Origin of the sequence: Alteromonas sp. W364 (assembly GCF_031846205.1) — a bacterium.
Taxonomy (GTDB): domain Bacteria; phylum Pseudomonadota; class Gammaproteobacteria; order Enterobacterales; family Alteromonadaceae; genus Glaciecola; species Glaciecola blandensis.
The window spans coordinates 282,078-296,369 of record NZ_JAVRID010000006.1 but is presented as its reverse complement, the minus strand read 5'-3'; the positions used below and the strand labels follow the sequence as shown (position 1 = coordinate 296,369).

12 protein-coding genes and 1 tRNA gene are annotated in these 14,292 nt (G+C 42.8%); 8 read left to right on the top strand and 5 right to left on the bottom strand.

What is annotated here, in order from left to right:
* Positions 1–209: 209 nt before the first annotated feature.
* On the bottom strand, positions 210–1,580 hold the full coding sequence (locus RM556_RS12030; protein ID WP_311374689.1) for a pyridoxal-dependent decarboxylase: 1,371 nt from the start codon (positions 1,578–1,580) through the stop codon (positions 210–212).
* 239 nt (positions 1,581–1,819) lie between these two features.
* Here RM556_RS12030 and RM556_RS12025 point away from each other — a divergent pair, with 239 nt between their 5' ends.
* Positions 1,820–2,662, top strand: coding sequence for a spondin domain-containing protein (locus RM556_RS12025; RefSeq protein WP_311362919.1), 843 nt, complete (start codon positions 1,820–1,822; stop codon positions 2,660–2,662).
* Positions 2,663–2,676: 14 nt separating this feature from the next.
* Positions 2,677–3,540 (top strand): spondin domain-containing protein, encoded by an 864-nt coding sequence (locus RM556_RS12020; protein WP_311374688.1) that lies wholly within the window; start codon positions 2,677–2,679, stop codon positions 3,538–3,540.
* Positions 3,541–3,582: 42 nt separating this feature from the next.
* Here RM556_RS12020 and RM556_RS12015 read toward each other — a convergent pair whose 3' ends face one another.
* Complete coding sequence (locus tag RM556_RS12015; protein WP_311362917.1) at positions 3,583–3,780, bottom strand: hypothetical protein; 198 nt, start codon at positions 3,778–3,780, stop codon at positions 3,583–3,585.
* A 191-nt stretch (positions 3,781–3,971) separates the two neighbouring features.
* Here RM556_RS12015 and RM556_RS12010 point away from each other — a divergent pair, with 191 nt between their 5' ends.
* Both RM556_RS12010 and RM556_RS12005 read left to right on the top strand, forming a co-directional pair.
* On the top strand, positions 3,972–4,811 hold the full coding sequence (locus tag RM556_RS12010) for a DUF2797 domain-containing protein (protein ID WP_311374687.1): 840 nt from the start codon (positions 3,972–3,974) through the stop codon (positions 4,809–4,811).
* A gap of 51 nt (positions 4,812–4,862) precedes the next feature.
* Positions 4,863–6,176 (top strand): DsbA family protein, encoded by a 1,314-nt coding sequence (locus tag RM556_RS12005; protein ID WP_311374686.1) that lies wholly within the window; start codon positions 4,863–4,865, stop codon positions 6,174–6,176.
* A 46-nt stretch (positions 6,177–6,222) separates the two neighbouring features.
* On the opposite strand, the gene RM556_RS12000 is transcribed toward RM556_RS12005, so the two are convergent.
* Positions 6,223–6,309: transfer RNA gene (locus tag RM556_RS12000), tRNA-Leu, on the bottom strand.
* A 261-nt stretch (positions 6,310–6,570) separates the two neighbouring features.
* On the opposite strand from RM556_RS12000, the gene RM556_RS11995 reads away from it, so the two are divergent.
* Positions 6,571–7,089, top strand: a complete 519-nt coding sequence (locus tag RM556_RS11995; protein WP_311374694.1) for an RDD family protein — start codon at positions 6,571–6,573, stop codon at positions 7,087–7,089.
* Positions 7,090–7,111: 22 nt separating this feature from the next.
* On the opposite strand, the gene lptG is transcribed toward RM556_RS11995, so the two are convergent.
* Together lptG and lptF are read right to left on the bottom strand one after the other, a co-directional pair.
* Positions 7,112–8,176 (bottom strand): LPS export ABC transporter permease LptG, encoded by a 1,065-nt coding sequence (lptG, locus tag RM556_RS11990; protein ID WP_311362913.1) that lies wholly within the window; start codon positions 8,174–8,176, stop codon positions 7,112–7,114.
* Positions 8,169–9,272, bottom strand: a complete 1,104-nt coding sequence (lptF, locus tag RM556_RS11985; protein WP_311362912.1) for an LPS export ABC transporter permease LptF — start codon at positions 9,270–9,272, stop codon at positions 8,169–8,171. Before lptF ends, lptG begins: the two co-directional genes overlap by 8 nt.
* 230 nt (positions 9,273–9,502) lie before the next feature.
* On the opposite strand from lptF, the gene pepA reads away from it, so the two are divergent.
* Genes pepA through RM556_RS11970 form a run of 3 tightly spaced genes read left to right on the top strand, consistent with a single transcriptional unit; the run spans position 9,503 to position 14,262 of the window.
* On the top strand, positions 9,503–11,008 hold the full coding sequence (gene pepA / locus RM556_RS11980; RefSeq protein WP_311362911.1) for a leucyl aminopeptidase: 1,506 nt from the start codon (positions 9,503–9,505) through the stop codon (positions 11,006–11,008).
* Positions 11,009–11,035: 27 nt separating this feature from the next.
* Positions 11,036–11,491, top strand: a complete 456-nt coding sequence (locus RM556_RS11975) for a DNA polymerase III subunit chi (protein ID WP_311362910.1) — start codon at positions 11,036–11,038, stop codon at positions 11,489–11,491.
* Positions 11,491–14,262, top strand: a complete 2,772-nt coding sequence (locus tag RM556_RS11970; RefSeq protein ID WP_311374685.1) for a valine--tRNA ligase — start codon at positions 11,491–11,493, stop codon at positions 14,260–14,262. The genes RM556_RS11975 and RM556_RS11970 overlap by 1 nt, the downstream gene beginning before the upstream one ends.
* Positions 14,263–14,292 lie beyond the last annotated feature (30 nt).

Sequence of the window (14,292 nt, the reverse complement as noted above, 5' to 3'; positions counted from 1 at the left end):
TATGCCCGCAATAAACCCAACAGCAAAAATCAAAAAAGGGGTCAGAGTTAATTGTTTGTCACGGTTTGTTCTGGTCCTTGACAATGTAAACCTTCAAACGGCAAGGATGCCGTTTGGGAGCGGGCAGGACGCCGACAAGCGTGTTTACATTGTTAAGGGCCAGGTCAAAGCTGAATAATAAAGAATTAACTCTGACCCCTTTATTACTATCAACTATTGAAAGCGCGTTCAAATTCTTTGAGTGCGATAGTGAGGTCGTTATCGTTTGTTTGCCACGAGCAAATACTGATTCTGATAACAAAATGTCCTTTCCACATTGCGCTACCACACCATACAACACCATTCTTTTGAAGTTCATGTAAAATATGCTTGGTTTTAGCATCGCTTTCGGCCCTTACGATGACTTGGTTAAAATGGACATCGTTTTCTATATGAAATCCAATAGAAGATAAACCTTCTTTCATGAAAATGGCGCCAAAATGCAAACGGTCAACCAACTGTTGAATGCCTTTTTTGCCCAAATGATGTAAGCAGGCCCATAGATCTATGCCTCTTGCTCGTCTCGACATATCAGGTGTAAAACTCATGCTGTCGCGATTATCGCCTGCGGAGATATAACTCCCTTGTTGATGAAGAGCCTCAACCAGTGATGTTGGATGTTTACAAAAGATAGCACCGCAATCATAGGGTGTATTAAGTGTTTTATGGCCATCAGCGGACCAAGAGTCGGCAAGCTGAATTCCCTTCGTTAGATTAGTAAATTTTTCAGATGCTAATGCCCATAATCCAAAAGCGCCATCGATATGAACCCATGCTTGCGCGTTATTTGCTAATTCGCATATAGCTCTATAGTCATCATACGAACCAGTGCAGACATTTCCGGCCTGCAATATAACGATACATTGGTCATCAAGCGTGGGTATTTGATTGACTAACATTCTTCCTTGCTTATCTGAAGGAACGACTTCAATACTGTTACTACCGAAACCCAAGAGCTTAACCATCTTAGTCACAGTACCGTGAGTTTGATCTCCCATGATTATGCGAAGTCTCGGTGAATTCATTAATCCATCTGCGTTGATATCCCAACCAAGTTTGCTTAGTAAATAATGCCTTGCAGCAGCAATTCCACATAAGGTTGCTACTGATGTGCCACTAACTAAACCCATCTTAGTTTTGCCTGGAAGGTTAAATAAGTCCACAAGCCAAGATTCGCAAACCTCTTCAAGCTTGGCAGCCAAAGGAGACATTACCTCCAAAGCCGCATTTTGGTCCCAAGTATCCGCTATCCACCTAGCTGCTATACCGATTGGCAAAACACCGCCATTCACAAAACCGAAATAGCGACTACCGCCATGATTGACAATGGTTTTGTCGCCGATTTGACTTAATTCAGACAGAGTAACACTTGGATCAATAGATTCTGTATGAAACGGTTTAGACAAATCATCTAAAAGCGCTAATGCATCCGTAACAGGAAAGACAGGCAAATCATTCGTATTCTCTAAATATGAAAATGCAGAGTTCTTAGCTTGTTCTAGTAGTGATTTAGTTAGGTCTAGTTGGTCTTTTTGTTTCATTTATCTGTCTGTCCTTTAAGCAGATGCATTCACATCTCGAAAGTATTATCTGACTGTATCACATGCAAACCATTAAGCTTTCATACGACACCTATTTACAGTTTTATTCCTTGTCATAAAACAAAGACTAAATAGTGCGTGTTTTGTTAGTTCTTTGTGACACTTTAGTTAGAAGTGTCATTTATCTTATTTCTCGTTAACCAAACAAACCCATTTCAATATATCGAGGAAGATAAAACATGAAACTTAACAAATTAGCACTAGCCGCAATGATTGGGCTATCAGCATCAGGTTACTCACAGGCGGTAGAGGTTGAACTAAGTATTACAAACTTAACACATGCGAACTATATGACACCGCGTTTAGCAATAGCACATGACGCAAGCGTTGATGCTTTCGAGGTTGGCACGGAAGCCAGTACCGCCTTAGCTTGGTTAGCTGAAGCAGGTGTCATTGACGACGCGCAGAATGCTGACTCGAGCGGTCAGAACTTTGAAGCTGCACTTGGACCTGTAGACACTGACAACGGCAGTAACACATGGCATCGTTTTGGTGGTTTATTAGCGCCATCAAGCACACTAACGTATTCGTTTGACACTATGGACAAGCCTTACTTCTCACTACTTACAATGTTGATCCCAAGCAATGATGCTTTTGCTGGTTTGGATTCTATTATGATCCCAAGTGAACCTGGCACTTACACTTATTACCTTAATGCATATGACGCTGGTACAGAACTGAATGATGAATTAAACAGCACAAGAACTGACATCACAGAAGAGGGTGGTTTGCCACTTGGTGGTTATGGTGTTCCTGGGGTAGCTGGTGCGGGTGCACCTAATATAGCGCCATCGATGGGAACGGGAGGAACCGGTGTCGCGGTAACTGTCGGCTTTGATGAAAATGGCGACCCACTTGCAAGCCCAACAGAAGTTGTCGATGGCACTGATGGTCCAGTCCATATTCATCGCAATACTTTAGGTGATACTAGCCTAACCGATGGTTCAAGTGATTTGGATTCGACCGTCCACCGTTGGTTAAACCCAGTGGCTCGCGTGACTATCGTTGTTCCAGCATCTTAATTGGGGGCAAAATAATGAAAACTACAATACTTAAATTGTCCTCATTAGCGCTGCTCGTTGCTTTAGCAGCAGGTTGCGTTGATGACGGTGAACAAGGGCCTGTTGGTCCACAGGGTGTTCAAGGACCAGCCGGTCAAGATGGCGCAGATGGGCAAGATGGTGCAGATGGAGCAGACGGTCAGGACGGTGACGACGGTAATAATGGACAATCAGGTAATCTTGCTGTTTATACCGTTAGCATTGCTAATCTCACGTACGGTCAACCGTTCTCACCTGCCTCAGTGGTAGCCCATGAGCCTGGATACTATGCCTTTGTGCCGGGTGAGCCAGCTAGTGTTGCTTTGGAAATGCTTGCTGAAGGCGGCAATGCTAGTGGTTTGATTGATGAAGCGACACAATCAGTGGAATTTCTCGATGCGCAGCAAGGCGCCGGAACTCCACCAAGAAGCATTGGCAGTGAAACGACACTTGTTGTGCCAACCTTGGATACTGATAATCTGAGAGTGTCGGTGTTGACGATGCTGGTAGATACCAACGATGCTTTCACGGGTTTAAATGCGATGGATATTTCCAATATGGAAGTTGGCGACCAAAAAGCGTTTATGACGGTAAGTTGGGATTCGGGTACCGAAGCAAACCTTGAAACTGCTGATACGATGCCAGGACCTGCGGCAGGGGCTGCAGGCGGTGGTGGCGCAAGTGCTGGATTCTCAGCAGTAAGAGATGATGTTGTGGATGCTGTGCATGTGCACCGAGGTGTCGTAACGAATGAAAACGTTAGCGATCCTAGCAGGGAAGGTCTAGCAACTTCGGTGCTTAATGAAAGTGACCGTTGGGATAATCCCACAGCGAAGATCGTTGTGACGAGAACCCGTTAGAAGTCATTTTGAGCCCCATTGTTAGATCCTTAACACTGGGGCTTATTTTTTACTTAGCTCTTTTGTTACTAATGCGCTTAGCGTCGTCAACGCATTTCCTAAGTGAGTATTGTGTGCTATGTCTAGCATCTCAGCAATTTCGGACAACAACTGTACCGTTTTCTCATCACCTATTTCCGTGCATTTTGTGATTAATTCATCGGTTTCTTTTTTCAGTAACTCTAATTTTTCGTTAATCAATTTTTCTTTTCGATCCAATTCACGGTGGTCAAATATTATGATTTACGCCTATTGTTCACAAACAATTTATATTTGATGAATTATCATAAACGTTCGAACAAAGTTGTTTAGCGCTTTTCTATCTCAATCCTGTTTGTCATTGGAACTAGGAATCACTATCATGCTCAACAAAACAGTTTCTGGAAATATATATGGCAAGCTTTGAAGGCAATATAAAAAAAATGAGAGTCAGTGTAGATAGCGATAATCTAGCTATTTACGAACTTCCTGTGGGTGAGAGTTTCGCAAATATGAATGAGGCGATTGGCCATCACATCAGCGTGCAACATAATGCTCAAATAAATTGTGTCCATTGCGATAGAGTCACTAAGAAAAGTTTTAACCAAGGTTATTGTTATCCTTGCTTAATGCGTCTAGCACAATGTGATACTTGTATTATCAAGCCTGAACTATGCCATTATGATAAGGGAACTTGCAGAGAGCCTGAGTGGGGAGAAGCGAACTGTCTCAAAGGGCATTTTGTTTATTTGTCTAACACAGGCAACACAAAGGTGGGTATTACCCGTTTTGTGACTGAGGGGGTATCCTCTAGATGGATTGATCAAGGAGCTTCACAAGCATTACCCATTTTGCGAGTGAAGAATCGTTTAATGAGTGGTTTGGTTGAAACTGCGCTGAAAGCACAAATCGCTGATAAAACGAATTGGCGTAAGATGTTGCAAGGCGAGCCTGAATTATTCGATTTAATCGCCCTAAAAGAAACACTATTGAGTGAAGCTGCCGACCAGATTGCTGAACTACAGCAAGAACACGGACTTCAATCGATAGAACCTGTGGAGTCTAGCGTTGTTAATATTAATTACCCTGTTTTAAAGTATCCAGAAAAGATTAAGTCTATTAATCTTGATAAGGAGGGTGGTTTTGACGGTAAATTAATGGGGATTAAAGGTCAGTACTTAATACTAGACGAAAACCGCGTGATTAATATGCGAAAGTACTCTGGTTATCATTTAAATGTAAATATAGCTTAGTGTTTGCCAACCTTAATGCTGAATGACTTGTCAGAATTGAAGTATTAGCTCATGCTCGTGAGAATCCTCCAACCCTACGTAGCATGTCTTTTAGCCAGCGATCTCTTATTGCGCTTGCGCAGGGCGAAAGCAGAGCTATTCAGAAAAGTCAGTCAGCAGCCGCATGAAGTGTCTGTGTTTATTTCTCTAGACGACCCCTATAGCTTTTTGCTTGTTCAAGTGCTCACAAACATGCAAACGCGGTTCGATATTAGCATACGCTTTTATCTTATCAGCCATTTGCAAAAAGAGATGTTTCCAGATCCGGAAAAATGGCGCAAGCACAGTATGATTGATGCTTGCAGACTAGCTGCACAGCATAAGCTGATTGCTCCATCGAAAGATAAACTGCTAAGTAATGAAGAAAGAGCGGCCTTTACAAGCCAAATACTTGAGCTTCATGGAACGGTCAATAATACTTCAGACTATTTGAAAATACTGTCTAAGGCATGGGTAAAACAAAAAGTTCAGGAGCGGAAACTACCACAACTAGATATAGTGAGTGTCAGTCAACAACTCGCGGAGAATGAGCAAAAGCTCAAGAAAATGGGACACTACTTGCCGGCATCAATGCATTATGGAGGCGAATGGTACTGGGGTGTTGATAGGCTAAGTCACCTAGAAAAAAGGTTGAATGCACTTGGCTTGAGTAAAGGGATAAATACCGTGTTGTACGACACACAGGAATTAATATCCAAACCGGTATTTACGCAATCAGCTAACAAAGAAGAAAAACAAAAATCACTGGAAATGTTCTATTCCGCCAGAAGTCCCTATTCCTATTTAGGTCTTGAGCGAGCAGCGGCACTGTGTGAAAAGTATCATGTAAACCTTGTGATAAAGCCTGTTTTACCTATGGTGATGCGAGGTATGTTAGTTCCCCATAGAAAGAAGATGGTCATTTTTCACGATACCGTTCGCGAGGCTAAGAAATACAACATACCATATGGCTTTGTCGCAGATCCTTTGGGAAAGCCAATTGAACACTGTTATGCCTTGTTTATACATGCTAGACATCATGGCAAAGAGCTCGCGTTTTTGCTCAACTTTGGCAGAGCCGTAAATGCTGAAGGACGTCATGCAGATCAGCTTGATACTTTGAAAGACATTATTGAACGAAGTGGGTTGGATTGGGAGAAAGCCAGACTTGAACTCGAGAATACAACTTGGCGCGAAGAACTTGACCAAAATTATAATGAACTATCATCTTTCGGCTTTTGGGGAGTGCCATGTTTTAAATATGGTTCAGAGTTTACTTGGGGGCAAGACCGATTATGGTTTATTGAACAATTGATTCAAGATGATTTAGTAGATCCCAGAAACTAAAAAACCCATTGAGTCATCAACGGGTTTTGTGTCTCTTAAAAAGAGATGGTACCAGAGGCCGGACTTGAACCGGCACAGTATTACTACCGGCGGATTTTGAATCCGCTGCGTCTACCAATTTCGCCACTCTGGCACAGAGTGCTCTACGACGTTTGCCGAGAGGAGAGCATTATAGCTATCTTGGATCATGTATCAAGTGTTATTTCGCTCAAGTGCCGAAAAGATAAGCGAATAGCGAAACAAATTCACAGTCTCGCGTAGTTTTATTGGTCTGTTGAATGTAACATTCGTATATTCCAATCTAATCATAATAAAACTATTCAACTAGAGTACCGTTTTGACCAGAAAAAAGAACAAGCAAACCGATAAATCGAAGGTACCTTCTAGCACAGCAATTCATACCGAAGAGACTGAGACACAAGCGGGCGATTTTCGCAGAGCAAGTTTCTTCCGTCGTCTCGCTGCTATCATTTATGACGCCTTAGTTGCGACAGCGGTTGCTATGTGTGCAGGACTCATTATTCAAGCCGTTTTACTGGTCTTGTTTGAGTTTCAATTAATTGATACTAAGGGTCATGAGCACTATATGGATTTATTCCAAGTGTCAGATTCGCTGAAGTTAATCGCTAACGTATGGGTTGGATTTTGGGTTGCTAGCTTTTTTCTGTGGTTCTGGAAGCATGGCGGGCAGACGCTTGGGATGAGAGCATGGCGCTTAAAAATATATAACCTTAAAGATGAGAAAGATATTTCCTATGCACGCCTGTTGTTAAGGATGCTAACGTCATTTCTAGGTCTTGGCACCTTATTGGTGCTTTTCGACTATAAACACAAACAGTCATTGCAGGACCGTATTGCCCAAACTGAAGTATTATTCCTGTCGAAAGAAGCAAACGACCATAAAAGCTGGTAAAAGCAAAAGCGAGCTAGTTGCGCTATTGCCGGCGTAAAAGAAGCATTGCGATGCCAGCAAATACTAGGCTCGGTAGAATGGCTCCGACAAACGCGGGAAGTTGGAAGACTAAGCTAAACTGCCCAAACACCTGGTTTGCAATAAAGAAAGTAAAGCCAACCATCACGCCCATAATGGTCCGTGCGCCCATCGTCACGCTTCGTAGCGGACCGAAGATAAAAGATAAAGCCATCAGTAACATAACTGCCACTGACACGGGCTGCAACAGCTTGCGCCAAAATGCTAACTTGTAGCGCTCAGAATCTTGATCGCTGTTATCAAGGTAGTTGATGTAACCAACCAAACCTTGAATTGACAAGGCCTCTGGTTTGATAGCTACAATGCCTAATTTATCTGGGGTCAGTGTGCTATTCCAAGTGATTTTTTCAGCCTGGCTTTTATCTATTTGGGTTTCTGAAAATGACAGTAATTGAACATTTTGTAAAGTCCATTCTTCGCCACTAAAGAATGCAGCATCAGCTGATAAAATATTCGTTAAATCGAGCTGAGGACTGAATTGATATACGGTGATGTCTCGGAGTGTTTCTTTGGTCAATACCTCGCCAATACTCACAAAGTCATTGCCATCTTTCGCCCAGAACAACTCATCGGATAAAATCAAATTACCGCCAGACAGCGCTTGTGTACGCAACTCCTTAGCTTTCGACTCACTTTGTGGAGTGACCCATTCGCCAAGCATCATGACCGCAATAATCAATATTACCAAGGACTTCATCGCTGAAGCGATAATGTTCCAGCGGCTTAAGCCTGAAGCTTGCATAACAACTAACTCACTATTTTGTGCCAGCAAGCCCATACCAATTAAGCCCCCAAGTAGGGTAGCCATTGGGAAAAACTGTTCAATTTCACGAGGTAGACTGAGTAAGACGTAAAGTGCAGCTAAGGTCATATCATAGTCACCCTGACCTACACGTCTTAATTGTTCTACAAACTTTATTAACGCGCTAAGACCAATCAGCACTGAAAGCGTCACGGTGACGGTGCTAATAAGCGTTCGAGCAACATAAAGATCTAGAAGCTTAAACATCTTTCTTCCTCAAAAATAGTTGTCTCAACACTACGCCTGTTTTTCTATCGCGCGCTATTAATCCAATGCCCACTAATAACATTAGGAAGTGAACCCACCACAAACCAAGGAATACAGGTAGTTTGCCATCTTCTAGCACTCTGCGACTGGCGAGTAATAATAAGAAATAGCCGAGGTATAGGAGTAGAGCAGGGAACATTTTTCCGAAGCGCCCTTGGCGAGGATCTACGGCACTCAGAGGGACCGCGATTAAAACAAGAAAAGGTAAAGACAGAGGAATGGCAATTCGCCACTGTAGCTCGGCAATTTCCTCGATACTATTCATTTTTAAGAGTTCAGAGGTAGGCAAAGCGACTAGTTTTCGACGCTTTTGTTCTTGGTCTTTTTGTGCAATTGTTAGGCGATATTCGTCAAAGTTGATGATCTGGAAAGCCTGATCAGTGTTTTCGCCTTCGTACTGATTTCCATCAAAAAGCACTAATTGCTGATCACCTAGTTCACTAGTTTCAATAGTACCAGTTTTTGAATAAATGAGATGGACTGTCTCGTCGTCTTTACCGCGTTGTGAAAGAAAAACTTTCTCAAGTCGATTAGTGTCTGCGTCGAAATCGTGAACAAAAATAACTGACTTTTTATCACCTGTTTGTTGAAACCTGCCGGGAATTACTGATGCTAAGCCCGATTGGGATTGCGCTTGTTCTTGTAATTGGTACTCCCGTTCAGCTGATGCCGGTACAAGGTAAAGAGTGACAAGGCCCGTAACGAGGGCCATTACTACCGCAAAAAGCAGGGTAACACGTGTGACATACCATTCACTGACGCCACATGCTTTCAGTACAGTCATTTCGCTGTCCACATACATCCGCCCATGCGCCAGCATTATGCCCAAAAATAGACTGATGGGCAGTACCAAAGAAGCAAGATATGGACTATAAAGTGTAATGAAACCAAGCACTAAGTCTGCAGGAACGTTACCGTCGGTCGCGTCGCCCAAAACACGCGCAAAACGTAAGGTGATGAAAATAGCCATCAAAACACAAAATACGGCCATTTGTGATTTGAAAGTTTCGCGCAATAAATATCGAAAAATTAGCATTTAGTTACAGGTGAAAACATAGGTTTTAGTGGAAAGGTGCAGATATTTCAGTAAACTTACTATTTCTGACTGTTTTAATGCACACATCGTCTTTAAATCACGTAATAGTTTAGCATAAACAAAAGTTTTGCTAACAGACAATACATTATTTTTATCTGCAATAATCTGAAAAAGACGAAATTAATCGGTTTTGGGTGATTTTCATTCAAAACAATATTTGAGGAAACAACATGGAATTTAGCGTAAAAAGCGGAAGTCCTGAAAAGCAACGTAGTGCATGCATCGTCGTGGGCGTTTTCGAGCCGCGCCGTTTAACGCATGTTGCTGAACAACTTGATCAGATTAGCGAAGGCTATATTAGCAATCTTTTGCGTCGCGGTGACCTCGAAGGAAAAGCTGGTCAAATGTTACTCCTCCACCATGTGCCGAATGTACTGAGCGAACGGGTACTTCTTGTAGGTTGTGGCAAAGAACGCGAGCTAAATGAACGCCAATACAAGCAAATTATTGCTAAGACTATTCAAACACTCAATGAGACTGGTTCTATGGAAGCGGTCTGCTTCTTGACTGAACTTCACGTGAAAGGTCGAGACACTTACTGGAAAGTGCGTCAAGCGGTCGAAGCTGCGAATGACTCTCTTTATACCTTCTTGCAACTTAAAACTAAGAAAGGTGAACCTCGTAGACCACTTCGTAAAATGGTCTTTAATGTGCCTACTCGAAAAGAATTAACCTCTGGTGAACGTGCTATTGAGCATGGTTCAGCAGTGAGCAAGGGTGTGCTGGTTGCGAAAGACGTGAGTAACATGCCACCAAATATCTGTAATCCTAAATATTTGAATGAACAAGCTGCTAAATTAGTGTCTCAATACGATTCCTTGTCATTAGATACTGTTGGCGAGAAAGAGATGACTGAGTTGAGTATGGATAGTTATCTTGCAGTGGGCCGAGGTTCTGTCAATGAATCGATAATGAGTGTGATTCATCACAAAGGAGCGGATGACTCACAGGCGCCAATTGTGTTGGTTGGTAAAGGTCTGACCTTCGATTCAGGTGGTATTTCAATCAAGCCTAGCGCCAATATGGATGAAATGAAGTATGACATGTGCGGTGCAAGTTCAGTCCTAGGTGTAATGCATACCGTGGCAGAGCTAAACTTACCTATCAATGTTATCGGTGTTATCGCAGGGTGTGAAAACATGCCGGACGCGAATGCTTATCGTCCAGGTGATATACTCACCACAATGTCAGGGCAAACCGTCGAAGTGTTGAATACCGACGCAGAAGGCCGTTTGGTGTTATGTGATGCCTTAACTTATGTTGAGCGCTTTGAACCTGAAGCTGTCATCGATATTGCAACCCTAACAGGTGCATGTGTCATTGCTCTTGGGCCTCATGCAACGGCGGTATTGAGCTCACATAATCCACTCTCGCATGAGTTGATTAACGCCTCAGAACAAAGTTCTGATCGTGCTTGGCGCTTACCATTGTGGGATGAGTATCAAGAACTGATTGAAAGCCCATTCGCAGATATGGCAAACATCGGTGGTCGTCCGGCAGGAACCATCACTGCAGGGTGTTTTCTTTCGCGCTTCACGAAAAAGTACAATTGGGCGCATTTAGATATTGCTGGCACCGCATGGGTCGGGGGCGCAAGAAAAGGTGCAACGGGCAGACCAGTGCCGATGTTATCGCAGTATCTGTTTAACAAAGCTGGTTTAGTCAGCGAAGATTAATATAAAACGCAGTAGGTGCAATATTAAATGACAATAGTCACGTTCTATCAACTCGATGAGAGTTCAGCAGATCCAAGTCACGATCTTATGAAAGCGTGTTCGAGTTTATTACTTACAGCTTACCGAAAGCGTAAGTGGTCAACAGTATTGTGTTCTGATAAAAAACAAGCCGAACAAGTTGATGAATTTGTTTGGCAACATCCGGTCGATGAGTTTATCCCGCATAACTTGGCGGGTGAGGGACCGAAGCAAGGTACACCTGCTGAAATCACTTGGAGTGGCCAACCAATCAGTAACCGCCATACACTAGTGAATCTGTCGCACAGCATGATTGATAACCACCGACAATATCAACATATTATTGATTTTGTGCCTGTCGACGAAGTAAAAAAACAAGAGGCGCGAGAGCGTTACAAGCAATACAAAATGGCGGGTTGCCAGATGCAATTCACGCCTGCAAATCAATTAAACGAGAGTAATTAATGGATAAAACATTCGATCCCCACAAAATTGAAAAAGACTGTTATCAAAAGTGGGAGCAGCAAGGTTATTTTAAAGCATCTGGTGAAGGTGAACCCTACTGTATCTTATTACCACCACCGAATGTTACGGGTAGCTTGCATATGGGTCATGCGTTTCAGCATACCATCATGGATTCATTAATTCGCTACAATCGAATGAAGGGCAGCAATACCCTGTGGCAATGCGGTACAGATCACGCGGGCATCGCGACTCAAATGGTTGTTGAACGCCAGTTAAATGCTGATGGAAAAACACGTCACGATTTAGGGCGAGAGGATTTCGTTAAGAAAATATGGGACTGGAAAGCAGAGTCCGGTGGCACTATTACGCAGCAAATGCGTCGTTTAGGGACCTCTCCAGATTGGGATCGTGAAGTCTTTACCATGGATGATAATTTGTCTGAAGCCGTTCAAGAAGTGTTTATTAAGCTTCATGAAGAAGGTTTAATCTATCGTGGTAAGCGCTTGGTGAATTGGGACCCTGTGTTATTAACGGCGGTATCAGACCTTGAAGTAGTGAGTGAAGAAGAAAACGGTCACATGTGGCATATGCAGTATCCACTGTCTGATGGTAGCGGTCATTTGGTTGTTGCAACTACACGACCAGAAACAATGCTCGGTGATACGGCAGTGGCTGTTCACCCTGATGATGAACGTTATGCCGCGTTTATTGGTAAAACATTAACTTTGCCACTAACGGGGCGTGAAATTCCGATTATTGCAGATGATTATGTTGATCAAGAGTTTGGCACAGGCTGTGTGAAAATTACGCCAGCGCATGACTTCAATGATTACGATATGGGTAAACGTCATAATCTTGAAATGATCAATATTCTAACTGACGATGCTAAGTTAAATGATGTTGCGCCAGAGAAATATCGCGGTATGGATCGTTTTGATGCCCGCACTGCAATTGTTGCCGATTTAACTGAGCTTGGTGTGTTGCTGAAAGTTGAAGAACACAAACTAAAAGTGCCTCGTGGAGACCGCACGGGTGTCGTCATTGAACCTTATTTAACTAACCAATGGTATGTTGCGGTTGAGTCTTTAGCCAAGCCTGCAATTGAGGCGGTGGAAAGTGGGGAGATCCGTTTCGTACCAGAAAACTGGAATAAAACCTACTATCAATGGATGCACAACATTCAAGACTGGTGTATCTCACGTCAATTATGGTGGGGACATCGTATTCCTGCTTGGTTTGATGACGCTGGAAATATATTTGTGGGTCGCAATGAGGCCGAGGTAAGAGCGAAGCATAATATCGATGCGAGTGTTGCGTTAAGACAAGATGAAGACGTGCTAGATACTTGGTTTTCATCGGCCTTATGGCCTTTCGCAACGATGGGTTGGCCAAAAGAAACGCCTGAGCTAGAAACGTTTGTACCAAGTTCAGTGTTGGTCACCGGCTTTGATATTATCTTTTTCTGGGTTGCCAGAATGATCATGATGACTAAGAAGTTTACCGGCAAGATCCCGTTTAAGGACATTTATATTACTGGCCTGATCCGAGATGAAAACGGCGACAAAATGTCAAAGTCGAAGGGGAATGTGCTGGATCCTATCGATCTTATCGATGGCATTGACCTCGATACACTCCTTAACAAACGCACGTCGGGTATGATGCAACCTAAAATGGCAGAAAAGATAGGCAAGGCAACTAAAAAGCAGTTCCCTGATGGGATTAATGCTTTTGGTACTGATGCTTTACGTTTCACTTTTGCAGCAATGGCATCAACAAGTCGTGATATTAACTTTGATATGGGACGTGTTGAAGGCTATCGAAACTTCTGTAACAAGATATGGAACGCGACTCGTTTTGTGTTAATGAATACCGAAGAGTTCGATGCAGGTAAAAACGGTGGTGAATTGCAATTGAGCGTGTTCGATCGTTGGATTTGGTCTCAATTCCAAGAGACTTTGAAAGCCTACGAACAAGCTATGGCCCAGTATCGATTCGATATTGCAGCTCAACACTTATATGAATTCACCTGGAACCAATTCTGTGATTGGTACTTGGAGCTATCAAAGCCTATATTAAATTCAGAAAACAGTAGTGAAGCAGAAAAACGAGGTACTCGTCATACCTTAATCAATGTACTAGAGCATATGATGCGTTTATTACATCCTTTCATGCCTTACATTACGGATGAGATTTGGCAGAAAATAGTCCCTCTCTCTACAAACCAGACGAGTGCTGAAAGCATCATGGTTGACGCTTTCCCTGTGTTTGATCAGAGTAAAGTAGATCAGGTAGCGCTAGACGATATTGAATGGGTGAAATCATTTATTGTAGGTATCCGTAATATCCGTGGTGAGATGGATATCGCGCCTTCAAAACCTTTACCGGTTTTACTCAAGAATGTAAGTGCCTCAGATAAAGCAAAGCTCGATAGCAGTGGCGATTATCTAGCGAAATTGGCGAAACTAGAGTCCGTTGTTTTGTTGACCGAGGGTGAAAAAGCACCCGCTTCCGCTACCGCGATGGTGGGGGAGATGGAAATCTTAATACCGATGGCTGGCCTAATTGATAAGGATGCTGAATTGGCACGCTTAAATAAAGCTGCTGAAAAAATTGAGAAGGATGCACAGCGTACGAAAGGTAAATTGAGTAATGAAAACTTTGTGAGCAAAGCTCCTGAAGCTGTCATTGAAAAGGAGCGAGCTAAGCTTGCAGATATGGAAATGCAGTTGAGTAAAATTAGTGCTCAAAAAGCAGAAATAGAAGCTATCTAACGATATGTATAAGTAAGAAAAGCCAACATG

Coding starts and splice junctions, on each gene's coding strand:
- pepA (WP_311362911.1), top strand. CDS start 9,503: ATGGAATTTAGCGTAAAAAGCGGAAGTCCTGAAAAGCAACGTAGTGCA.
- RM556_RS12005 (WP_311374686.1), top strand. CDS start 4,863: ATGCTCGTGAGAATCCTCCAACCCTACGTAGCATGTCTTTTAGCCAGC.
- RM556_RS12010 (WP_311374687.1), top strand. CDS start 3,972: ATGGCAAGCTTTGAAGGCAATATAAAAAAAATGAGAGTCAGTGTAGAT.
- RM556_RS12020 (WP_311374688.1), top strand. CDS start 2,677: ATGAAAACTACAATACTTAAATTGTCCTCATTAGCGCTGCTCGTTGCT.
- RM556_RS11975 (WP_311362910.1), top strand. CDS start 11,036: ATGACAATAGTCACGTTCTATCAACTCGATGAGAGTTCAGCAGATCCA.
- RM556_RS12030 (WP_311374689.1), bottom strand. CDS start 1,580: ATGAAACAAAAAGACCAACTAGACCTAACTAAATCACTACTAGAACAA.
- RM556_RS12025 (WP_311362919.1), top strand. CDS start 1,820: ATGAAACTTAACAAATTAGCACTAGCCGCAATGATTGGGCTATCAGCA.
- lptG (WP_311362913.1), bottom strand. CDS start 8,176: ATGTTTAAGCTTCTAGATCTTTATGTTGCTCGAACGCTTATTAGCACC.
- lptF (WP_311362912.1), bottom strand. CDS start 9,272: ATGCTAATTTTTCGATATTTATTGCGCGAAACTTTCAAATCACAAATG.
- RM556_RS11970 (WP_311374685.1), top strand. CDS start 11,491: ATGGATAAAACATTCGATCCCCACAAAATTGAAAAAGACTGTTATCAA.